21 protein-coding genes and 1 pseudogene are annotated in these 24,349 nt (G+C 37.5%); 2 read left to right on the top strand and 20 right to left on the bottom strand.

Annotated elements, in window-relative coordinates; all coding sequences use genetic code 11:
- The 5 genes from ABEA36_RS12615 to ABEA36_RS12595 all read right to left on the bottom strand — a co-directional run.
- Nucleotides 1-114 (bottom strand): GTP-binding protein (locus ABEA36_RS12615; RefSeq protein ID WP_345491367.1); only part of this gene is annotated, 114 nt, incomplete at its 3' end.
- Nucleotides 115-174: 60 nt separating this feature from the next.
- A complete protein-coding gene (gene fusA, locus ABEA36_RS12610; RefSeq protein WP_345492706.1) occupies nt 175-2,280 on the bottom strand; it encodes an elongation factor G in 2,106 nt (701 codons plus the stop codon).
- A gap of 91 nt (nt 2,281-2,371) precedes the next feature.
- The gene (rpsG, locus tag ABEA36_RS12605; protein WP_345492705.1) at nt 2,372-2,842 is read right to left on the bottom strand and encodes a 30S ribosomal protein S7; all 471 of its coding nucleotides are present in this window, start codon (nt 2,840-2,842) and stop codon (nt 2,372-2,374) included.
- Nucleotides 2,843-2,959: 117 nt separating this feature from the next.
- On the bottom strand, nt 2,960-3,334 hold the full coding sequence (gene rpsL, locus ABEA36_RS12600; RefSeq protein ID WP_025316630.1) for a 30S ribosomal protein S12: 375 nt from the start codon (nt 3,332-3,334) through the stop codon (nt 2,960-2,962).
- A gap of 175 nt (nt 3,335-3,509) precedes the next feature.
- The gene (locus ABEA36_RS12595) at nt 3,510-4,343 is read right to left on the bottom strand and encodes a tetratricopeptide repeat protein (RefSeq protein ID WP_345492696.1); all 834 of its coding nucleotides are present in this window, start codon (nt 4,341-4,343) and stop codon (nt 3,510-3,512) included.
- Between the two features lie 112 nt (nt 4,344-4,455).
- Here ABEA36_RS12595 and ABEA36_RS12590 point away from each other — a divergent pair, with 112 nt between their 5' ends.
- A complete protein-coding gene (locus ABEA36_RS12590) occupies nt 4,456-5,193 on the top strand; it encodes a phosphatase (RefSeq protein ID WP_345492695.1) in 738 nt (245 codons plus the stop codon).
- Between the two features lie 101 nt (nt 5,194-5,294).
- Here ABEA36_RS12590 and ABEA36_RS12585 read toward each other — a convergent pair whose 3' ends face one another.
- The 3 genes and pseudogenes from ABEA36_RS12585 to ABEA36_RS12575 all read right to left on the bottom strand — a co-directional run bounded on the left by ABEA36_RS12585 (nt 5,295) and on the right by ABEA36_RS12575 (nt 10,243).
- Nucleotides 5,295-6,626: an NCS2 family permease gene (locus ABEA36_RS12585; protein ID WP_345492694.1), complete on the bottom strand. Its 1,332-nt coding sequence runs from the start codon at nt 6,624-6,626 to the stop codon at nt 5,295-5,297.
- 190 nt (nt 6,627-6,816) lie between these two features.
- A pseudogene (gene ybaL / locus ABEA36_RS12580) lies at nt 6,817-8,484 on the bottom strand (YbaL family putative K(+) efflux transporter); the annotation flags it as partial.
- A 181-nt stretch (nt 8,485-8,665) separates the two neighbouring features.
- Entirely contained in the window at nt 8,666-10,243 is a 1,578-nt protein-coding gene (locus ABEA36_RS12575) for a TerC family protein (RefSeq protein WP_345492693.1), read from the bottom strand.
- A gap of 366 nt (nt 10,244-10,609) precedes the next feature.
- Between ABEA36_RS12575 and ppnP the strand changes: the two genes are divergently transcribed.
- The gene (gene ppnP / locus ABEA36_RS12570; protein ID WP_345492692.1) at nt 10,610-10,894 is read left to right on the top strand and encodes a pyrimidine/purine nucleoside phosphorylase; all 285 of its coding nucleotides are present in this window, start codon (nt 10,610-10,612) and stop codon (nt 10,892-10,894) included.
- A 55-nt stretch (nt 10,895-10,949) separates the two neighbouring features.
- Here ppnP and ABEA36_RS12565 read toward each other — a convergent pair whose 3' ends face one another.
- From ABEA36_RS12565 to ABEA36_RS12510, 12 genes are all read right to left on the bottom strand, one after another.
- Nucleotides 10,950-11,945 carry a nucleoside hydrolase gene (locus ABEA36_RS12565; protein ID WP_345492691.1) on the bottom strand — a complete coding sequence of 332 codons (996 nt, stop codon included), beginning with the start codon at nt 11,943-11,945 and terminating at the stop codon, nt 10,950-10,952.
- Between the two features lie 56 nt (nt 11,946-12,001).
- Complete coding sequence (locus tag ABEA36_RS12560) at nt 12,002-13,384, bottom strand: MFS transporter (protein WP_345492690.1); 1,383 nt, start codon at nt 13,382-13,384, stop codon at nt 12,002-12,004.
- 286 nt (nt 13,385-13,670) lie between these two features.
- Nucleotides 13,671-14,132, bottom strand: a complete 462-nt coding sequence (locus ABEA36_RS12555) for an A24 family peptidase (protein ID WP_345492689.1) — start codon at nt 14,130-14,132, stop codon at nt 13,671-13,673.
- On the bottom strand, nt 14,129-15,388 hold the full coding sequence (locus ABEA36_RS12550; RefSeq protein WP_345492688.1) for an RCC1 domain-containing protein: 1,260 nt from the start codon (nt 15,386-15,388) through the stop codon (nt 14,129-14,131). The genes ABEA36_RS12555 and ABEA36_RS12550 overlap by 4 nt, the downstream gene beginning before the upstream one ends.
- A gap of 25 nt (nt 15,389-15,413) precedes the next feature.
- Nucleotides 15,414-17,351 (bottom strand): TadE/TadG family type IV pilus assembly protein, encoded by a 1,938-nt coding sequence (locus ABEA36_RS12545; RefSeq protein ID WP_345492687.1) that lies wholly within the window; start codon nt 17,349-17,351, stop codon nt 15,414-15,416.
- A 20-nt stretch (nt 17,352-17,371) separates the two neighbouring features.
- Nucleotides 17,372-18,148, bottom strand: a complete 777-nt coding sequence (gene tadF, locus ABEA36_RS12540) for a tight adherence pilus pseudopilin TadF (RefSeq protein WP_345492686.1) — start codon at nt 18,146-18,148, stop codon at nt 17,372-17,374.
- Nucleotides 18,149-18,170: 22 nt separating this feature from the next.
- Nucleotides 18,171-18,644, bottom strand: coding sequence for a TadE/TadG family type IV pilus assembly protein (locus ABEA36_RS12535; RefSeq protein ID WP_345492685.1), 474 nt, complete (start codon nt 18,642-18,644; stop codon nt 18,171-18,173).
- Nucleotides 18,645-18,667: 23 nt separating this feature from the next.
- Nucleotides 18,668-19,843 (bottom strand): CpaE/TadZ family protein, encoded by a 1,176-nt coding sequence (locus ABEA36_RS12530; protein ID WP_345492684.1) that lies wholly within the window; start codon nt 19,841-19,843, stop codon nt 18,668-18,670.
- 18 nt (nt 19,844-19,861) lie between these two features.
- Entirely contained in the window at nt 19,862-21,295 is a 1,434-nt protein-coding gene (locus ABEA36_RS12525; protein WP_345492683.1) for a type II and III secretion system protein family protein, read from the bottom strand.
- A 2-nt stretch (nt 21,296-21,297) separates the two neighbouring features.
- Nucleotides 21,298-22,152, bottom strand: a complete 855-nt coding sequence (locus ABEA36_RS12520; protein WP_345492682.1) for a CpaB family protein — start codon at nt 22,150-22,152, stop codon at nt 21,298-21,300.
- Nucleotides 22,153-22,194: 42 nt separating this feature from the next.
- Nucleotides 22,195-23,466 (bottom strand): tetratricopeptide repeat protein, encoded by a 1,272-nt coding sequence (locus tag ABEA36_RS12515; protein ID WP_345492681.1) that lies wholly within the window; start codon nt 23,464-23,466, stop codon nt 22,195-22,197.
- Nucleotides 23,467-23,471: 5 nt separating this feature from the next.
- Complete coding sequence (locus ABEA36_RS12510) at nt 23,472-24,347, bottom strand: type II secretion system F family protein (protein WP_345492680.1); 876 nt, start codon at nt 24,345-24,347, stop codon at nt 23,472-23,474.
- Between the last annotated feature and the right edge of the window lie 2 nt (nt 24,348-24,349).

The raw sequence follows: 24,349 nt of genomic DNA, 5'->3' as shown, positions 1-24,349 counted from the left end.
TTTTGCAAGTACGCTTGTGATCGCTGCTGTTAAAGTTGTTTTACCATGGTCAACGTGGCCAATTGTACCTACGTTAACGTGGGGTTTTTTACGTTCAAATTTTTCTTTAGACATTTTTTATGTTCCTTTATAAAAATTTCTTTCCTCACCGAAATGAGGAAAGAATAAAACAAATTATCTCGCTTTACGCGCTTCAATAATCGCTGTTACGATGTTTGTAGGTGCTTCGTTATACTTCAAGAACTCCATAGAGTAAGAAGCACGACCTTGTGTTTGTGAACGAAGGTCTGTCGCATAGCCAAACATTTCTGAAAGAGGTACTTGCGCACGAACAGTTTTACCTGTTGCAGTATCATCCATTCCTTCGATCATACCACGACGACGGTTTAAGTCACCGATAACGTCACCCATATAATCTTCAGGGGTTTCAACTTCAACTTTCATAATTGGTTCTAAAAGTGCTGGTTTCGCTTTCATGAAACCATCTTTAAATGCCATAGATGCGGCAAGTTTAAAGGCAATTTCAGATGAGTCGACATCATGGTAAGAACCAAAATGTAAACGCACACCAAGATCTACAACTGGATAGCCAGCTAAAGGACCTGATTTCAATTGCTCTTGAATACCTTTATCTACTGCAGGAATAAATTCACCAGGAATTACCCCACCTTTGATTTCGTTAACAAATTCGTAACCAGCGCCACCCGCTTCTAATGGATACATGTCGATAACAACATGACCGTATTGACCACGACCACCAGATTGTTTTGCGTGTTTACCTTCGATGTCTTTAACGGTTGTACGAATTGTTTCACGGTAAGCTACTTGAGGTTTACCTACATTCGCTTCAACGTTAAATTCACGTTTCATTCGGTCTACGATAATTTCAAGATGTAATTCACCCATACCAGCAATGATAGTTTGGTTTGATTCTTCATCAGTCCATACACGGAATGATGGATCTTCTTTCGCCAAACGACCTAAAGCAACACCCATTTTTTCTTGGTCAGCCTTAGTTTTAGGTTCTACTGCAACCGAGATAACCGGCTCAGGGAATTCCATTCTTTCAAGGATAATTGGCGAGCTTTCAGAACAAAGAGTATCACCCGTTGTGACATCTTTAAGGCCGATTGCCGCTGCAATATCACCAGCACGAACTTCTTTAATTTCTTCACGTTTGTTCGCATGCATCTGTACAATACGACCAAAACGTTCTTTACGGTCTTTTACTGAGTTAAGCACTGAGTCACCAGAGTTAACAACACCGGAGTAAACACGGAAGAACGTTAAGTTACCGACAAACGGGTCAGTTGCAATTTTAAATGCAAGTGCAGCAAATGGTTCATCATCACTTGAATGACGTTCTGCTGGTTGACCATTTTGTAATTCACCTTTAATAGCAGGGACATCAGTCGGTGCAGGTAAATACTCAATAACTGCGTCAAGCATAAACTGAACGCCTTTATTTTTAAACGCACTACCACACGTTACTAAGATGATTTCGTTAGCAAGTACACGTTGACGCAGCGCACTTTTAACTTCTTCTTCAGTTAACTCATCACCGCCTAGGTATTTTTCCATTAACTCTTCGTTCGCTTCAGCAGCTGCTTCGATCAAGTTTGCACGGTGTTCTTCAACTAGGTCAGCCATATCAGCTGGAACATCTTCATAAGTAAACGTTGTACCTTGGTCTGCATCATTCCAGTTAATTGCTTTACGTTTAAGTAAATCAATAACACCTGTGAATTTTTCTTCAGCACCAATAGGTAATACAAGTGGAACGGGTACGGCTGCTAAACGTGTTTTGATCTGAGATACAACACGTAAGAAGTTAGCGCCCATACGGTCCATTTTGTTTACAAATGCAATACGTGGTACTTTATATTTGTTAGCTTGACGCCATACAGTTTCAGACTGAGGTTGAACACCACCAACAGCACAATAAACCATTACAGCACCATCAAGAACACGCATAGAACGTTCTACTTCGATAGTAAAGTCAACGTGACCCGGGGTATCGATGATGTTGATACGATGTGGTTCAAATTGTTTACCCATACCAGACCAGAACGCAGTTGTTGCTGCTGAGGTGATGGTGATACCACGCTCTTGTTCTTGTTCCATCCAGTCCATGGTCGCTGCGCCATCATGAACTTCACCAATTTTGTGACTTACACCAGTATAAAACAAAATACGTTCAGTCGTCGTTGTTTTACCTGCGTCAATATGTGCACTGATACCGATGTTACGGTAGCGTGCGATAGGGGTTGTACGAGCCATATTAATCCTCTGCTTTTAGGTCGTTTATAATGAAACTATCGTGGTACTTATTGCACATAAGGGCAATAAGTATGAATTCAAGTACCTTGAATTACCAACGATAATGAGCAAACGCCCTATTAGCTTCAGCCATACGATGAACATCTTCACGTTTTTTAACAGCAGTACCTTTGTTCTCAAAGGCATCTGATAATTCATTCGCAAGGCGTAAAGCCATTGATTTATCGCCACGTTTGCGAGCAGCATCTACAATCCAACGCATCGCAAGAGCATTACGACGAACAGGACGTACCTCAACAGGTACTTGGTATGTAGAACCACCAACACGGCGAGACTTAACTTCTACAGTTGGTCTTACGTTATCTAATGCAACTTCAAAAGCGGATAAATGGTCTTTTCCGCTACGCTCTGAAAGCGTATCAAGAGCTGAATATACAATTGATTCTGCGACAGATTTTTTACCATCTATCATTAAAATATTTACAAATTTAGCCAGTAATTCTGAACTGAATTTCGGATCAGGAAGAATTTTTCTTTGACCGGCAATGTGACGACGTGGCATTGGAATACTCCGTTTTTTCTTTTTAAGTTTAAAACTTAAATCTATATTTCAGGTTTACCCAAAACTCAAATGAGTTAAATGGAATTATAAAGTTTGGCCTTACTTAACGGATAACCATTAAGCCTTAGGTCTTTTCACACCGTATTTAGAACGTGATTGTTTACGGTCTTTAACACCCGCACAGTCAAGCGCTCCACGAACAGTATGGTAACGAACACCTGGTAAATCTTTAACACGACCACCGCGAATTAAAATTACGCTATGTTCTTGTAGATTATGGCCTTCACCACCAATATAAGAGGTTACTTCAAAACCGTTAGTTAAACGCACACGACATACTTTACGTAGTGCTGAGTTTGGTTTTTTAGGTGTTGTAGTGTAAACACGAGTACAAACACCGCGTTTTTGCGGGCATGCTTCAAGAGCTGGAACGTTACTTTTAACTTCCTTAAGTGCTCGAGGTTTGCGTACCAGCTGATTAATTGTTGCCATTAATAAGCTCCTGATTTTTTATATAATTTTAAATAATACTATTTAAATTTTTCTTTTAGATACGTAAGATAACTGTGCCCAAAATCCTAAAAATATAGGTTTTGGGTCGCAAGATTCTAGTCCTCAACAGGGATAATGTCAAGTTTTTGCTTATCATTATGTCATAATCTTACACTTACCATTGTTCGATAATGTTTAAATTATGCTGAAGTTCTTCAAATAAAGTGTTCGCTTGTTGTTTTTGTTGCTCGCTCAAATTTTGACCTACAAACTGTTTGTTTTCCGCGAAGCTTGCCTCAGGTTCATCATATAGTGCCGCATAGCAAGCCAGTGCATAAGCTTTTACGGGATCAGCCTTAGTCCCTAAACCATAAAAATAAGCGCCACTTAACGTTGATAATGCAACAGGGTATCCACTGATAGCTGCACGCTTATATAAATTAAACGCTTGTACAAAATTTTGGGTTGTGCCCGTTCCAGTACGATACAAATCGGCTAAAGCAACTAATGAATAAGGGTTATTTTGTGCAGCTGCTAGTTGGTACCATTTAAACGCTTGTTGATAATCAGCCGTAACCCCGAGTCCCTTATAATATATGACACCCAGATTATGCTGTGCATCAGCACTACCTTGTGTTGCTGCTTTTTCAAACCAGCCTATCGCCTCTTTGATATGTTTATGTTGTGCAAGCAGTAAGGCTAAATTATATTGGCTATCAAGGTGTCCTTGTTCCGCTGATTGTTGAAATAGAGTCTGTGCTTTAATATTATCTTGTGTTACACCTTGTCCTAATAAATACATAATACCTAAAGTATATTGTCCATCAGCATCATGATTATCAGCTGCTCGTTGTAAGAAAGGTAGCGCGGCTACATAATCATTTTGTTGATAATAATCCAGACCAATCTTGTAATCACTGTTTGGAGATGGTTTATTGAAATCCTGTGCATTGGCAAAATAAGATAAACTGAAACACAAAATGAGTAATGATAATGCTGGATTTTTCATTATTTTATCCTTTGTGAATACCCAAAAGTGATTGCTTGCTTTAAAAAGGTTACTTATTATACAACCCATCGATTTTGTTATGATAGCAACTTTCGCTAAAAAGGTACCTTATATGCAATATTTAACGGATCTCCATATGCATACCGTGGCAAGTACGCATGCTTACAGTACTGTGCATGAATATATTCAACAAGCTAAAATTCAAGGCTTAAAATTGATTGCGATTACGGATCATGGAATGGCCCTAGGGGATAGTCCGCACCGTTGGCATTTTATTAATATGCGAATAATTCCGCGTATCGTTGATGGGGTTGGGATTTTGCGTGGTATTGAAGCTAACATTTTAAATCTACACGGTGATATTGATTGTGATGATGGAATGTACCGAGAGTTAGACATGGTGATTGCGGGATTTCATGAACCTGCTTGCCCATCAATGGGGATTGATAAAAATACCGAAGCAATGATTGCAACAATTAAAAATCCGAAAGTTAACATTATTAGTCACCCAGGTAATCCGAATTATCCGATACATATTGATGCAGTAGCAAAAGTGGCAAAAGAGTATCAAGTTGCGTTAGAAATTAACAATTCATCGTTTATTTCCCGAAAAGGAAGTGATGATAACTGCCGACAAATTGCACAAGCCGTGAAAGATGCGGGGGGCATGATATCGTTTGGCTCTGACTCTCATGTCGCTTATAACGTGGGAAGTTTTGAAAACTGTTTATCTTTAATTAAAGATATTGATTTCCCGGTGCACCGTATTATTAATCGTAGCCCTAGAGCTGTAATTGAATTTTTTGCGTTGAAGACGGGACGATATATTGAAGAATTAGCGATACTATAAAAAGCTATTTTTACACTATATTTATAGGTTATGATAAAAAAATAACGAAAATAGCGTTAATAAAACGGCGAGTTTAAGCTCGCCGATATTTTAAATGGGTATTAGTGACCAATAAAAATAAATTTAAGGACAAATAGCACTGCAACAGCAACAACACATACATTAAGATCTTTAAACTTACCAGTGAAAGCTTTTAATACAACATAAGAGATAAAACCTAATGCAACCCCTTCGGTGATAGCAAAAGCAAAAGGCATCATTAATGCTGTAATGAAAGCCGGTGTTGCTTCTGTTAAATCAGACCAATTGACTTTTACTAAGCTAGATACCATTAGGATCCCAACAAAAATAAGCGCGCCAGAGGTTGCATAACTTGGTACTAAGTGTGCCAGTGGTGATAAGAAAATAACCACTAAAAATAAAATACCCACCACCACAGATGTTAAACCTGTACGACCACCAACAGAGACACCCGCTGAGCTTTCAATATAAGTTAATACGGATGACGTCCCAAATAATCCACCTAAAGATGAACTAAAACTATCAACTAATAATGCTTGACGCATTTTAGGGAAACGGCCTTTTTCATCTGAAATGCCTGCTTTATCTGTTACCGCTAAGATAGTACCCGATGAGTCAAATAAGCTGACAATCATAATCGAGAAGATAACGCCCATCATACCTAAATTAAATGAACCGGCTAAATCAATATGACCAACAACGGTGGTGACATCAGGTGGCAGTGAAACGATGCCAGCATAATGAATATTTGGGTCAAGCCATAATGCTAATAAGGTAACAACTAAAATCGAAACCAAAACAGCAGCATGGAAGTTACGTGCTGCTAGTATAATAATGATAAAAAAGCCAAGTGAACCAAGAAGCACTTTGAGCGATAGAATATTACCCATTGTTAATAGCGTTGCTGGAGAGTAGGTCACGATCCCCATGTTTTGGAAACCCATAAACGCAATAAATAAACCAATACCCGCACTAATACCAACACGTAAACACTGTGGAATATTAGAGATTAACCAATGGCGAACTTTGAATAATGACAATACAAAGAAAATCAATGATCCCCAGAAAATTGCCCCCATACCAATTTGCCATGAATACCCCATACCAATACAAATACCATAAGCAAAAAAGGCATTAAGTCCCATAGCAGGTGCCAAGGCAATGGGTAAGTTAGAAGCAAGCCCCATTAGAATACTGGCAAATGCAGTAACTAAGCAGGTAAGCACAAAAACAGCATTACGGTCCATGCCTGTTGCGCTTAAGATTTCAGGGTTAACAAAGATAATGTACACCATGGTTAAAAACGTTGTACATCCGGCAATAACTTCTGTACCAACAGTCGATTTTTTCTCTTTTAATTGGAAGAGTTTTTCCAATAAAGAACGTTGACTACTTGATTGAGCATTATTCATATAAAAACCTAATTGATGAATTGTAAGAAATGTAAATTTGACCCTGCTATTATTGACAGATATAAAGCAAGGTCAAGTATTTTTATTCGATAGGGCTACCATTTCCTTCTGGTAAGTTAGCATTTACTGGTATGTTGATTTTTTTCTCTTTTTCTAACTTTTCTTCTTCCGTTTCGGCAGATTCTGTTTCCTGAGGGGTTGTTGGATCTAAGTGTAATAATGCCAAAATATGTTTAGCGATTTCCTCTTCACCCGTGATAACACCCGTTGCACCATGTTCGGCAATGTATTCTGCTTCGTCATCATAAAATGCTCTAACATAAATCTCAAGATCGGGTCTTGCCTCTCGTGCTTGCGAGCAAATTTCACCAGCTTCGTAACCATTAGGTGTCGAAATAATTAACCATCTTGCGGTTTGTAATTGAGCTAATTCAAGCGTTTCTGATTTTGATGCATTACCAAATACGGCAATGACATCATCATTACGCAATTGTTCAATTAAGGTGAGTGAGTTATCTACAACAACAAAAGGGATACCGCGAGCTCTCAGTTGCCTTGCAATGGTACTCCCTAATCGGCCATGCCCCACGAGTATTGCATGTCCTTTAAGCCCTTTCGGAATTTGTTGGTTAATCACTGCCACTGGGTCGATGATCTTATCGACAATGCTCTCTGTTTTAGATAAGTAATGTTCAACAAGATTAAAGATGAATGGGTTGATCACAATCGAAATAATGGCACCGGCTAAGATCAGGCTATAGGCTTCATTTGGGAACACACCTAATAATTTACCCAGTGCCGCCAGAATAAAGGCAAATTCACCTATTTGTGCAAGGCTTGCTGAAATTGTTAACGCGGTACGTTTGGTATGTCCAAAGACGCGTACTATCAAGTAGGCCGCAATGGATTTACCAAAAATGATGATAGCGACTGTTGATAATGTGGCAATAGGGTGTTGAATCAAAATCTGAGGATCGAAAAGCATCCCAACTGAAACAAAGAATAATACCGCAAAAGCATCTTTTAACGGCAAAATATTATTGGCTGCACGGTGGCTCAGCTCAGACTCGGTGAGCGCCATTCCAGCAAAGAATGCCCCAAGTGCAAAGGATGCGCCAAACAGTTGTACTGCAGCGAGTGCAATACCTAATGCAATACCGAGAACAGAAAGTGTAAAAAGTTCTTCCGAACCGGTACTGGCACTTTTCGCCAATAACCACGGTATCACTCGGCGACCGACTAGAATCATTAACACAATAAAAATAATCACTAAGCCAATGGTTTTAGTAATTTCGATGACAATATCCCAAAAGTTAACATGGTCATTATCACCAAGCATGGTGACAATTGGTGGTAAAAGGACTAAAGTTAATACCATCACCAAATCTTCAACAATCAACCATCCTATTGCTATACGGCCACGTTTACTTTCAATTAAATCGCGTTCTTCGAGTGCACGTAAAAGTACGACGGTACTGGCAGTCGATAAGCACAAACCAAATACTAAACCGGTGGTAATTGACCAACCGATCACGGCAGATAATCCCATACCTAGCAATGTTGCAACGGCAATTTGCACAACGGCACCAGGAATCGCAATTGATTTTACGGATAATAGATCTTTAAGGGAAAAGTGTAGGCCAACGGCAAACATTAATAAAATGACGCCAATTTCAGCTAACTGGCTGATAATGGCTGTATCCGCGACATAACCTGGGGTTGCAGGTCCAAAAATAATGCCGGCAATTAAATAACCGACTAAAGGTGAAATTCGCAATCGATTAGCCAGCATACCTAAAATAGCAGCTAAAACGATACCGCCAATGATTGCTGCAAGTAGTGGCCCTGTATCATGCATTTTCACCTCCTTTAAAATAATTCATCCAATATAATAATAATCCGGCTTAGTTTAGCGTATTTTTAACTTATTTTGTTAAATATTTTGATATTTTTCTGCAGAAATTGCAAAAAATCTGATGGTGATTTTTGAAGGATTTAAAATGACGATAGGAAGAATTGCTCCTTCCTACCATGCTTAATTAGATCTGATATTCTGCATGATCGACATGCGTAATTTTGACTTTAATAATCCGATGACTATCGACTTCCAAAATTTCAAATAGATAATCACCAGCCTGAATGATTTCACCAACTTCAGGGATATGTTGCGATTTTTCCATCACTAATCCAGCCAAGGTATGGTACTCACGCTTATCATCCAATTCAATCGGAACAAATCGTACCAGTTCTTCAAGTGGAGTATAGCCATTGGCGATCCAGCAGTTTTCACCGCAGCACTGAATATCGTGTCTGACATCAATATCTTCATCTTCGGTTGGAAATTCACCTGCAATGGTTTCAATCACATCGGTGACCGAAACAATACCTTGCATTGAACCAAATTCGTCGACAACAAAAGCAAAATGCGTTTTGGCATTTTTAAATTGTTCAAGCGCAACCAACAAAGAGATGGTTTCTGGAAAAATTAATGGTTGTTTGACCAGTTTAGAAATCGAAATATCTTTACGATTATGCAGTACCTCTTTTAAAAGATCATTCACTTGCACAATCCCGATCGGTTCATCAATCGATACATTATCAGTCACAATCAGACGAGCATGCTGATTTTCAGTAATCTCTTTTAAAATTTCTTCACGGTCATCATTAATATTAAGCATTTTAACATTTTGTCTTGATGTCATAATGCTACTGACTGAACGCTGAGCAAGGCCTAAAACGCGTTCAATCATACCGAGTTCTTGGGCATTAAAAACGGCTGCTTTACGTCCTGCATCGGCGACTAAATCTTTAGTATTACTATCAAGATCTTCATCTTCGGAATCTCCCTTAAGCAGGTTTAATACCGCTTCAGCAGTTCGTTGACGCAATGGTTTTTTGCTTAAAAAACGTCTGCGATTAAAACTTGCCATTTGATTGAAGAACTCAATCATGATCGAGAAGCCGATTGCAGCATATAAGTATCCTTTAGGTATTGAGAACCCAAATCCTTCTGCAACAAGGCTGAAACCAATCATTAATAAAAAGCTTAAACATAAAATAACAATCGTTGGATGCGTATTAACAAAGTTTGCCAGGGGTTTACTTGCAATCATCATGATAACCATTGCAAAACACACTGCAACAATCATGATTGGTACATGCTCCACCATACCAACAGCGGTAATAACGGAGTCTAAAGAGAAAACCGCATCAAGCACAACAATTTGAGCGACAACTGTCCAAAAGTGAGATGTTTTCTTTTGCTTGGTTGATTCGTGCGATTTACCTTCGAGCCGCTCATTTAACTCCATTGTCGCTTTAAATAATAAGAACACACCACCAACTAACATAATCAGTTGCCGTGCGTTAAAATTCATACCAAAAGCTGAAAATATTGGTGTTGTTAATGTGACAAGCCATCCGGTGAACATTAACAAAATAATACGCATAATAAGGGCTAAAGAAAGGCCTATTATACGAGCATGATCACGTTTTTCGGGTGGGAGTTTTTCGGCAAGAATTGCGATAAAAACGATATTATCAATACCAAGAACAATCTCAAGAACAATAAGTGTTGAGAGTCCAATCCAAATTGTTGGATCCATGATCCATTCCATATCTCGGGTGGTTACCTTTTGTTAGACAGCACATGCTGAACCGCTAATTTTGGACGGAATTGTTAATTAAATCAATGATAATTTTATTAAAAAATATCAATATTCATCTATATTGTTAATTGATAAATTTGACTACAATGATAATTGCTAATTAAATCAAGTGATTATTTTTATAACAAGCTATTTAAATGATAAAAGCTAACGATAAATTTGGTTTTTTTTCAGTACCATGTATCCCTATTTTGGCACCACCTATTAGCACTATTTTAGTGAGATTAATTCTTTTTATGTTTATATCGCTTGTGATTGATTGCGTATATACTAAATAGTGTCAATCAAACTTAATTCACAAAAAAGGGCTTAAGCATGTTAACAGTTAATGAATATTTTACCGGAAAAGTGAAATCGATCAGTTTTACCAATGCAACAAGTGGTGAATCGAGTGTCGGTGTAATGGTACCAGGAGAATACACGTTTAGTACCAATAAGCCAGAGGAAATGACCGTGATTTCTGGTTCTTTAAATGTATTGTTACCATCGGCAACTGACTGGCAAATTTTTGAAGCAGGTCAGGTTTTCCATGTGCAGGGTAAAGCAGAATTTAATGTTCAAGTTGTTGAACCAACTGCATATTTATGCCGTTATTTATAAATGATTATTTTACCGACAACGCATAACCGAGTTGTCGGTAAATTGTTTTTTCTGATCATCTTGCATACTGTGCGAGTGAATTAAAAATGATAGATAACAGTTTTTGATTATCAACTTGTTCAATGACATTGATGGTTGATTGTGGTAACGGCGGCATGCCAACCGTTAATCGTAAACCATTTTTTTTCCAACGTCTTGAACTGCCTCTCGTATAAGCGCCTTCTAACGCGACATCAACCACATACTCTTGAGATACCATAAACGTTGGATCAATTAAATAGGCAACACACAATACATCATGAATCCAACACCCTGGAATATGGCGGGTTTGCATTGAAAAATCCATCCAGGGTCGTGTTGTCGTGACTATATATTGGCTTAACTGATCATCATTTTTGGCAATGATATTAAGATCATGATGAGTTAGCATGGTGGTGGTGGTCACATCATAAGGAGCAAGTGTAATGTTTGCACCACTATTTAAGACAATATGAGCGGCCTCTGGGTCGATAGCAAAATTCGTATCTTTCAGATAGCCAGGTACATTAAATACACCACCCATTATAATAATTTCAGCCACTGAATGAGCAAATTCAGGGTAGAGTTGAATGGTGTGTGCGATATTGGTTAATGGGCCTATTGCGACAACTGATATTTGATGTGGATTATTACAAACAAGTTCACCGATGGCTTGGGCCGCATTAACCGAAAGATCGTGATCAATCATTGTGTTGGTATTAGTTTGTGGCCAAAGGTGCAGTAGCCCTTGTTTTTTGACATTATTATCTAAATGTTCACGCCACGGTGCCGCCGGTTCTAATAATGCTTGAGCTGCGCCTTTAGCAACAGGAATGTTTAAGCTAAGCAAGTCCAACATTGTTTTTGCTACATGATAGCCCGTATCTCTAGGCGTATTACCCGAAACAGTGGTGATCAGTTCTAAGGCTATATTTGGATTGGCAATCGCTAATGCTATTGCTAAGCCATCATCGACATTGGCACCAGGAATACCATTACCTGGGTCACAATCAATAATAATTCTTTTTACCATATCATTACTCTATTCGTTAAGCTATTCCTCACTGTTTAGTGAGGAATACAGCAAGATTAAATGGCATCATTTGGTGAGTTTAAATCACGACCACGTGTTTCTGGTGCAAAGAAGGTTGTCACAAATCCAATTGTTGCCATCAATGCAAAGTAAATGGCAATTGGCCACCATGAACCGAAATAAGCAAACAATGCCGATGCAACCAATGGGGCAGTACCTCCAGATAAAATACCACCTAACTCTTTAGCTAGTGCCATTTTTGAATAACGTGATTTTACACCAAAGAGTTCAACGCCATAAGCGGCTTGAACACCAAAAATACCCAGTGAAGCAAGGCACATACCAGTAACGATGATCGAACCAACAATCAATGGATCGCGGCTTTCAAGTAATAGATAGGCCGGGATAGCATAAATCATCAATAATAAACAGAAAATACGGTAAATAATCCGACGCCCAAATATGTCAGACAGCCAACCTGCAAATGGAATCACAATAAACCCGAGTAAAGAGGCAATGAGCACTGAAACAGTTGGAATAGTTTGGTTAACGCCTAAAATTTTTACGACATAGCCAATAACAAAACCTTGTGCAAGATAAGAAGGGCCGTTTTCACCGATACGTAAACCCAGCATAACGAAAAAGGCTTTATTGCTTTTTAAACATGTTCGAATCGTTTTAGGTTGTTTTTCGTTGACAGTCGGTGGCGTTTGTTCTGCTTGCGCATTTTCAGTTTGTTGTTTTTCAAATACTGGGGTTTCACGGACATGTTGGCGAATGAGTGTTGCAGCAACAGCAATTAACGCGCTCGCAATAAATGGTATACGCCAGGCCCAATCAATCACCGCTTGAGTACCGAGTGTCAGTACTAATAACCATACTGCAGAGGCAACAAGGGTTCCTGTATTTGAACCAATGCCTATGATTGATGCAATAAGACCACGATGCTTAGTTGGTGCATATTCACCTAGCATAACGGTAGCACCTGATAACTCAGCCCCTGCACCAAACCCTTGTGCAAATCGTAATATGACTAAACAAATTGGAGCATAGATTCCAATAGTATGATAACTCGGAATACAACCAATTAAAGTGGTTGAAATTCCCATCAAGGCGATAGTTATCACAAGGACAAGCTTACGGCCTTTTTTATCACCTAGACGGCCAAAAAAGATTGCACCAATCGGTCTTGCCAAGAAGCCGACTGAGTAGGTAGCAAAGCTTGATAAAAGTGCGACGGTTTTTGTTTCGCCAGGGAAGAAAATATCACCAAATACAAGTCCAGCAGCAAGTCCATATAAAGCAAAGTCGACATATTCCATCGTCGTACCTAGCCAGCAAGATAATGTGGCTTTAATAAAATCTTTTTTACCTTCAGGGGTTTTTAGCCGTTCCTCAGCTGCTGAATCATGATTATTCATCGTTGTTCCAGTATTCATGTTATTACTCCGTTGTTATTGTTGGCGAGCATAATGCCATGCTCGTACTAATAAGAAAGCAATGCAAAATAGACGTTATTTGTCTGTTTAGCAATTATTCTCTTTACAAAATGTGATATATATACCGAGTTTTGATACAAAGTAACGTCAGTGTTGCATCATATTATGTTCTTTAGTCATATCATGATGCAAAAAACAGGCGGGAGTATAGCAAAGTTTAAAAACGGAATGAAAAGAAATTAAGAATAATATTCTCGTTCAAGTATTTTGGCGCTTTATGTCAAATTTAATTCATCAATGTTGTCAGTAATGTTATCGATGTCATAATATAACTGCCGCTAATAGCAATGCCATAAGGTAATGTGATGGCGGCTTTGGATTGCGAAAATAATTTATACAGTAATACAATTATGGCTAAAGGTAATCCGATTAATGTAATCACAATAAGAAAAAACAGTACGCTATTTGGCGGGATAGAGATTAATAAAACCGTAATCAGTTTTATATCACCCCCACCAATTAATCGACAATAAAACAGCAATAATCCTAATCCTAAAAAAATGCCTGATGCCAGATAGTTGAGTTGACCTTGTCCAAAAACTGCATTTAAAATCGTCAAAATAAAAATAGTAATGACGATATAATTCGATATTATGCGATATCGTAAATCGGTATAACACGATATCAATAAACATCCCCAAATGGTCAAAATCAGAAGATCATTAATCAATCCGCTATCTATTATCATTGGCCTTGCCCTGGTATGTAATCTTGTCCGTAAACCTTTTTCATGGCATCAATAACAAATTGTAATTTTACGCCAGGCCAAGACACATTATGGTTACTTGATTGTGATAGTTTGTTTCCTGCACCATAACCGACACCATAGCCTTCACCTTTGTCATTCCAGTAAAGAATATGTTCTTTGCCACCATCTATTTTGGTTAAATCACCATAATACGTACGATTTATTGGATAAATACCATACATATCAAATTGGTTATTATCAAATCCCCAAGTTAAGATTTCAGCATTATGCGTAATCGCCACACTGCCACCATAACGACAATATAATGAGGTGACATTGCTGGTAATATGAACAGGGGTGGTGACGTTATCTTTTACGTGACTTTTGTCGCTTCCAATACCAAGCATATTACTGCGTCCCATGCCATACACATCACCCGATGACGTTAAAAAGTTGGTAAATGCTTCCCCCCCACAAATATGTCTTATCTGGGCACCGTCTATGCCACCTAAGTTATATATTTGTATTGGTGTTGTGACATAAACATGTTCTTTTGGGGCTCTGGCATAGCCAAATGAATCATTTTGATCATCCCCCCATGCAAAAACACCACCCAAATCATTAATTGCATACCCCCCCTCATAAGCCCCACCAATTAACACAACTGGTCGGTTATCAAATTGAGAACGAGGGATTTTATATACGTGATTGACGGATTTTTTATTGCCATTACCAATTTGCCCATAAATACCATGACCCCATGCATAGACATCCCCATCTTTTGTTAAGGCATAAGAGACATATTCACCGGCTTCAATCAGTACAACATTTTTATCTTTTAAAACTAATACAGGGGTATTAGGGTAACCTGAATATAACCCACCGGCCGCTTCTTGGTAGCCATTTTGGCCCCAACCCCAGACGTTACCTTTATCATCTAATGCAATAATATGATATATTCCAGCTGCAACTTGAGTAACATTTAGCCCTTTTTTAACAAAATTACTGACTCTTTCTGGTGGATTCCATTGTAATACAACGGATTGACCATTGCCTTGCTGCCCTGAACCCCGGAATCCCCAGATCCATAGATCGCCATTTTCAATTGTAATCCCAGTATCAACAGAATTAGTTTGCCCAATGCCACCAGAAATAATACTTTTTGTCGATAAAATAATCGAGTCAGTACGCGTGCCTGCCAGTGATGAAAAACAAAAACAGGCAATTAAAAATGTAATGCTTTTATTGACTTGCATATTTGCTCCTATTCCCACAGTAACGCTAATTTTTATTAATAAATGAACCCGTTTCAGAAATAACAATTTTGCGCATTGCATCAAGTAACGATTGATAATCAGTGGCAACATGTAAAAACTGTTTATCACTATTCATACACTGCGTATACCAGCTACCGTAGACCGCTTGATAATCACTGTCTGTCGTGAGGTGGCTGGCATTAGGATCGAGTTTGATATAGTGAATCACTGCGCTTTTGGCTACTTTATCTATATAACCGTGTTTTTGGTTCGTCACGGATGTTAAGCCGTTTGTAATTGCCTGACAGGTCCCATTTTCTAAAAATTGTTCTCGTAGTTCATCTGCACCCACATCATCTTTTCCATCAGTGATAATGATCATAACTTTATTTAAGGCATTACTTTTTGCCATGATAGGAACGGTTCTTAGTAGTGCTGTAATCGTATCGGTACCCCCACCAGGTCTCCACTCACCACTTTTTATTTCATTAAGTAAATTTACATTATGATCTTCTGCATCACTAAATGGGATGAGATACGGTGATAAGGAGAACGATTTAACATGTTTTGATGCTTCATTAAATCGCTGATAATATGACAAATTAACCATTTTTTCACTCATGATATTGTTGTTGTACAAGGGCGATTGGCACATGCCTTGAAACGGTGAAAAATCAGCGACCGTTGGTGAGATAGAACGATTAAAGGTAATGGTATTGTTATTCATCTGGCTAAAAAGCGTATCTATTGTACCAAGTACATCAACGGTTTGAGTATTTGCAAATGAGTAATGAACATTTGGATAATTACCAGAAAACATATAATCGTAAAGCTGTACTATTTTTGCATACTGATTTCTGACAATATTACGGTTATTGGTGTTTAATGGATAATCACTATTATTAATACCACATGCATATTGTGCGGATCCCATGTTCGGTTGATCAATATAATTTTGGAATATACATAAGCCACCATCAACCAATTGTTGATTATTATAGTATCCCAGCGCTGGGCCAATGATTTTCGCATAGTAGAAATAGTAGTAATAATCTAAATAGTAAAATATTGGGTTTTCATAATTACCTATATAATCATAATTTAAATAATCGCTAATAATATTGTTTTCTTTTAAACGACTCCATTTAGTGTATAAAATATTTTTATTGGCCCAAAAATTATAATCTATGTCATCAAAGGGTGTTTTCATTTTATACATTACTGAACATGCATAACTTTCTCCACCAGCCGGATTGGTTTGGTTATTTACAACGGGCACACCAACATCATAGGGTACAAGTGCAAACCGGTATTCAGGATAATGTTTAAACTCATCGATAATACTTGATATCGCAGTTTTCATATAAGCAAGGCGCTGGGTATCATTGATTGTACCGACATAATCATTACAGTTATAATTATTGTAGGGACAAGACCCCGAACCAGAAAAATCAGCAATAAAAGCAACATCAAATGTTTCTGACATATAGGTTTTTCGCGTGTTGCCATAAGATTCTGTTTTATTAGAAATCACCGTCTGCTTTGCTGATTCACTAAGCTGTTGATGATCAATGACAGTATCAAACGTTTGCCGATAAGTGACGTAATATTCGCGTTTAGTTTGATTATATTGAATATCAATATAAGCGTCATTTTCATTATCACTCACGGCTTTATTTAAGTAATAATTCAGATAGTTTAAAGCGACTTTTTTATTTTGCTCAACGGCGGTGATATTGGTATTTTCATTATTAATGGCAACAATAGCAAGTGACGCTTCATTGGTTGCTTCAGAAATTTGAGCTCGAGTTCGCATTGATTGAGTATAGTTAATCGACACGAGCATACAGATAAAAATAGTCGGTAACATGATTGCAAAGCTGACAATCACACTACCGGTGTTATTGCTCAAAAAAGCGCGTTTATAATGAGTGCGTTGTAATTTGGTCAGTGCTTTTTTCATACCTGCTCCTATAAAGACGATCAACGAAGATAAATGGGACAGGCTGTACTATCCGCGTCAAAAATATCATTACAACGTGATAACACGACACTATTACTGCATAAATTAGGAAAGACCTGATCAGTGTGTCGATTTGAATTAATCCATTTTAAATAGAGACTCTCTTCATTTACAACGCACATACTGACTCGATATAACGGAATCCATCGACCCGATAATCCGCTATTAGCATCGTACATTCTTGGCACATAGGGCACCAATTTAGAATAATTGGTAACGGATGATGTGGAATTATCTGTCATGCTTGGTAATGAATTAAAGTAATTATTTATTCCGCCATTACAAGCACCCTCTGGGCAAAATTCACCATTGATATTGAGTAATAATGCTCGGGTCAAATCTTTTGGATAGTTTGCATCTTGTAAAATAAACAAGGCATCGACTTTTATCGCAACCGGGCGGTCTAAAAGGGATGACGCCAATGACTGGAGTTGCTCAATTTGGCCGTCATTAAATAGCTCGTAAGAGTTGAAGCAAGCATGGCCGTTGACTCGGCATAATGAATGAACACTATTACCACTTTGTGTATCATCAATAATGGGGTAAATAGATGATCGTTCGCGAAAAATTGCTGCGACGGCATAATTGACGCGTTCAAGCCGACTTTGTAGCATAATCGAACTGTAAATATCGTAAATAATAAAAACTAAAATAGAAAAGATAAAAAAACACGCCGCAAATTCAATCGAAATGATGCCATCTTTATTGCGTAAAAACTTTTTATAATATTTCATCATCCATTTTCCTTGCATAAAACGCTTAAAGATAAAATTCACGATAAACGATTGTTTTTTTTGTTAAAGATGAATCAAGCATTCGACTAAATAATGTATTAAAGACCGCATAGTATTGGTATTCGAGTTTAAATAAGATGATGTGGCTGTCTTTGCTACTGGTTGGCAGGCAAGCATCATTGAGCACGTCTTGAACTGATTTACAATACGTGACGGTTGTTTGAAAATCATTGGCATTAGTGAGGTAGGGCCACAAAGGAACCTCATCTTCTATAATGTCTTCCAGTCTTTGCGCATAATTAATTCCCTGACTTTCAGAGATCGCTGTTTTTCGCGTGATCTCTGCGGTCATTAAATCTAATGCTGAGCCAATAAACATGATTCGGCTAAATTCAAGAACAAATAAAAATAACAGAATTAAAAAAGGAAAGACGATCGCAAATTCAACCGAAACACTGGCTTTGCGCTCTGTAAACAATGATCGACTTAATTTGATCATAAGTATCTCCCGAGTGGTGTCTATCACGTCACTTTACGTCGTTTTTTAAACGGTAAAAAACTCAGTGATAGTGTCTTTTTGACAATTTTTTTATTACCGATCACTGCCGCTGAAATCGCTTTAATTTCATCACTCGTATGGGCTTTTTTAAATTTATCTGCGTTGCCAATATATTTACGATTAAAATCAATTTTTCGACTTAAAAATTCTTCAATATCTGAGTTTTGTAAGGCATTTTTTTTATCGTAAGGGATATTATCATTTAAGCAGACTAAAACACGTTTATTGAGTAACTCTGTATTTTTGCTGGTCGAACGCGCAATTTCTTCTAGTATTTTTTTTGCAATTTTAATGGAATACGGGTCGCGATTAATGACGATAAAAATAATATTAGAAAGATTAACAATACTGTCTAAATGCGTAAATGAGCTGCTTAATCCCATATTCTGTTCAAGCACCGTAATATTAAAGGTTCCGGAGTCAAGATCATCATATTGCCAAGCTTTTTCAACGGTTTCGACTTTGACTTTTAGTGAATTATCAACTTCAATTAATGAACCATCTTGTGGGATGGGGGTTTCTAATAAAAAATCGGCATTTGGACTGGTTGTAACCCCCTGAATGTAAAGGAGTGGATAATTGGTCAAACTACTGATTCTTTTGAGTGTATGGACAGCCAACGATGATGTGCCGATGCCGCCTTTACAGCCAATAAATGACACGACACTGCCCACACGTTTGCTTGAGCCTGGTGGCGTTAAACTACGTGTATGTAAAATAGAGGGGATTTTTTCTAGCTGACTATCTTCTAATAAAAAGTGGATCCCTTTTTTTAGTAACAGCTCATAAAAAGAGATCGAATCATTACGACCGACTAAGATGACGGTTGATTTGATCGGAATATAGCGATTAACATTTTCAGATAGGAGCTCTGCATCATCTAAATCACCAATATCGAGAATAATCGCATCAAATTTATTCCAAATCGGGTCCTCTTTTAACGCGGATAATTCTAACGCCATCACCTCGATACTCAACACGTTATACAAAAAAAGGATAGAACGAATTTTGTCGATCAAATCACTCCTTTTGCTTAAAATTGCGACTTGAAATCCAGAAATACGACCCACAACAAATTCTTGTGATAACTCATTAGCTAGGTTATTTTCTTTACTTTGATTATTGCCAAATAGTTGCATAAGAACCTCGATAATCCTTTATTCAATAAAGCCCATATGGCTGATAAATTTTTCACTTTCATTTGAAATTGGTATGGTCTTACTACGCTGTTTATTCATATTGTTATTCACATTGAAAAAACTGTTTATCACATCCGTGCGTTCAAACATCGGTAATTCAACATTATCGAAGCTATTTTTAGGTGAAATCAATTTAACGGTAGCAAAGACAACCATTTCAGTTTTGGCGCGAGTGGTAGATGCACTACGTGCTAAAGCGCCTAAAATTGGAATATCACTGATAAAGGGAACACGAGATAGTTGTTCTTCATCTTTTTCACTGATTAATCCCGCAATCACAAAGCTATCACCGTCTGCTAAATCAATGGTAGAACTGGTTTTACGTGTCGATAATGTTGGTATTGTATAATTATTAAAAGCATACGATCCTGAAACCGAACTAAACTCATTAGTAATAAACAAACGAATGCGCTTATCGTTATTAACTTTTGTACTAATGTCGAGTTTAATCCCGTAGTCTTTATATGTGACATTTGAATTACCATTTGAATCACTTGAGACAATTGGAATTTCACCGCCGACTAAAAAAGAGGCACTTTCGCCCGATAATACTGATAGGTTGGGTTCAGCAAGGACTTTGGCTAAACGGTCAGTTTTAATTGCGCGAATAATAGTGGTGATATTACCAATATCAAAGCCCTTTTTTAGACCTAATAGAGTAAATTCACCGATAGGATTGGTATTGGCGGCACTTCCTAGCATACTGCCTAAAGTGAGTCCTTGCCATTCAATACCGAGTGCATCAGTAAAATCTTTGTTTACTTCAACAAAAGTCAGCTTAACATTGACTTGATACTCTTCAATGACTTTTATATTGTCGACAATATTGTCATAAAGGCGATAATCTAAAAAGGTGATTGCTTTTGCTTTATTGCCGCCTTCATTTTGATATTCAGTGCGTATACGCTCACTATTTTGCCCAACAGCTGCGCCGACTAAAGCCATGATTTTTTCTTTTGTAGCGGTATCCGGCGTTGAACCATTGAGGACATAAACAAAGCGGTTATTTGATTCAATACTCGCATAACGGTCAATGGTGATATTACTATTAGGAAAATGTTGTGCTAAGCGGTTGGTAATTTGATACAACACAGGATCAACATTAATTGTGTCATTAATTAATAGGCGGCCTTCTGCATCATACACCAATAGGCTTGCTTTGCCATTAGATTTACCATATAAAATCAGTGATTTATCACCAACGACTTCATAGTTAGCAACACTGTCTTGACTGATAAATACGGTACTGACACCTTGTGGTAAAACAAGGGTTTTACTTTGACCAATTTGTAAATTATGAACATTAGCGTGCGCGGCTGATAGTAAACTTATAGAGAAGACACAAGCCAATAATCGGATAAGGTTTAAATGTTTTTTTAGTTTTATTCGCATGGTTAATTACCTTTTAGCTTATTTATTTGTGTTCCCGAAAAAATATCTCTGTCTGATAATGGCCAAGTTCTCTCTTTGTCGCTTAATAAAATCAATCCATCATCAATATTTTCTTCAAATGTGCTTGGGTACATCATTACAGTCGAGTTAGTCATTAACGTTCGAAGTAACTTTATTTCTTGATTTGAGAGCTCTAATTGAATTTCACCGACTGTTTTTTCTCGTGATTTGAGATTATCTTCAGTATGGGGTTCAATAAAAATAATTTTTTTACCGACAATGATCGGTTTGATTCTGTTGGTAATAAAATCTCGGCTCGGTGAAACAAATTTATCTTCGGTAATAGTTCGCGAGGTGACTGTCTCTGCACCATATAACACATACAAATCAACGAGATCACCATTCCTAAGGTTTTTTAATAGATAGGCATCCGTTTGACTTATCACAAAAGGGAACATATAAGCGCCTTCCTTGATAGACAAGGCGATATATTCACTCGATGATGGTGAGGCAATAAAGTCATATTGTATAAACGTATCTGCCGCAATGTTCTGTTTCGCGACATACGCATCAATTTCATTGGCACTGTTGATATATTTTTCTGCTGAGTCAGCATCAACTTCAGTTGTTTTAAAATAATAATCATCTTTTGTAAAAATTGTGCGTTCGCTAATATCCTTTTTAGCGACAGCAATAGTGACGATTTGAGTTTTGGGTTTTGGTGGCTCAGTGACGATAACTTTCGTTTCAACCGGCTTTTCAACCACGGGTGGGGTTGGTGATGATTTAGTAAACAGTAACGCTAACCCCACAATGAGCATTAATATATATAACACAATTAATTTCTTATCTTTCATGCAGGCTCCAAATATGTTTTGTCGTTATCATTCCATTGACTCTTACTTATTAATTGAGTAAAAATCTAATGCAAAACAGTGACCTTTCTGTTTAGCGCTAAGACCTGCATAAAAATCTTTTACTATCGAATTTTGTTTGGTTTGAATATCGATGACTAATGTCTTTTCTGCTGTCAGCGTTGTATTCACCTGTAAAAAATCGCGATTACTGTTTGAAATTCGATTCTTGACATAGTTGATCCCACCAGCTGGTAAGGTTACGTCATAAAGGGTTACCCTGAATTTGGTTGGTGATAATTGCTCGATCAAATAATGACTTTTATCGAGTTTATGCGTTGTTTCTAATGTAATTCGGCTAAAGGTTGGATGTTCACCAGAACGCACCGCGACAATCGTCGATTGTGTTTTTGCAACGGAATTTTTAGTAACCGCTTTGGGTACAATGATTGGTTTTTGTGCTGTTTTCGGATTTGCTGTAAGCTGTTTTTGCTGTTCTGCAATTTTTTCGAAGCTAAATTGTTTTTGATTTTTTTCTTGTTCAGGAACGATTTCGTTAAACTTGATGGTATTGATCGGTTCAATTTGTTTTAATTCTTGAATCAAAATGGTCGGATTTTGCGATAATTTATGCTCAATACAAAAGGTTTTTGCAAGTTGTTCATGATCAAGTTTAACAAGGGTATAAAGGATATTATGTAATAACGCGCGATTACGGTACCCTTTATTATATAAGACATTAAGTTGTTTATAAGCTTGAGCATATTCTTGGTTTAAGATTGATAGCATGGCTAAATTATTGATAACTTTATTTTCGTCATAAAACGTGTCTCTCGCTTGAATGAAAGCATAACGCGCTGCATCATATTGTTTCATCTTAATTAGCACGATACCTTTTAAATTATAGCCTTCACCATTTTTAGGATTAATGGTTAATGCTTGCTCTAAATGAACAAGTGCTTGTTGATATTGACCGAGTTTAGCTTCCACTCGGCCATATAAAACTAATGTATGGTCATCGCGGGAGGTGCTTATGATCGGTTTTAAAACGCGTTTAGCACTGTCAAAGTCATTGGACAGGTAATAAGCCTGTGCAAGTTTATATCGCGTGAGCTCGGTATCATTTTGTTTTAAGCGCGTTTTATAAAGTTCGATGAGACCGCTGTAATTCTTTGTTGTTTCATGAATATAAATTTTTTGCTGCTCATCTAAACTGTATTTTAATGTATTGTTTTGGCATCCGGTTATCAAAAATAGCAGCGAGCAAATAGCGATAACGTATAGCCGCACATGACTGTATGTTGAAAAATGGTTCATTGTCTCTATATTCCTTTACTTAACATTGATACGATATTCATTACAACTGGACCTGCGACAATGACAAGCACGGGAACTAAAATAAATCCCATCATGGGTAATGTCATCTTGGCGGAAATAGCCGCAATTTTCTCCTCTGTACTCAATTTTTGTAACTCACGAATTTCAGCAGACAATTCAAGTAGAGCATCATAAATTGAGTTACCATAACTAATACTTCGTCTTAACGTAACACAAAACATCCTAACTTCTTTACAGGGCACTTCCCGGTGAATTAAATCAATTGCCTGTTCGATGCCATTGACATCCATCATCAAACACGCTCTTTCTAAAATGGTAGCGACATCATTATTGATGACTTTGACTTTACCGCTTAAATATCTAAAGCCATTCTCAACCGTCATACCGGATTTAACCATGATCGCCATCATGTCAATAATTAAGGGTAAGTCTCGCGAAATATGACGAATTTTTCGTTCGGTTTGTCTTTTAACAATACGATCAGGTAAAATAATGACGGCGATAGTAATAAACAGCAAAATGATGATGAGTGTGTTTGAATTTACCGTAATAAAAGAAAATAATTGGTTCGACAGATAAAATAAAGAAAATCCAATAATCACCGCATAGATTTTCCACATACTCTCTTCTTGGAAACGACGCAAAAAGTTGACCGTTAAACTATTTTTAGCAACAATTTTTTCAAACGCGACATGCTTTTGGTTAAGATGCTTTTTAGGGACTTTCTTTTCTGGATTTGCATCATTTAAAAAAAGGCACATTTTTGCTTTTCGGCGGTATGAAGCATAAGAACTGATGATTTCTTTACTCGAAATCACGATTAAAATGATAGGAATGAGTATATTCAATACGTTATTCATAG

Source organism: Orbus sasakiae (assembly GCF_039542345.1).
In the GTDB taxonomy this organism is placed as follows: Bacteria; Pseudomonadota; Gammaproteobacteria; order Enterobacterales; family Orbaceae; genus Orbus; species Orbus sasakiae.
The sequence above is the reverse complement of the archived record's forward strand: the minus strand, read 5'-3'. Positions and strand labels throughout refer to the sequence as shown.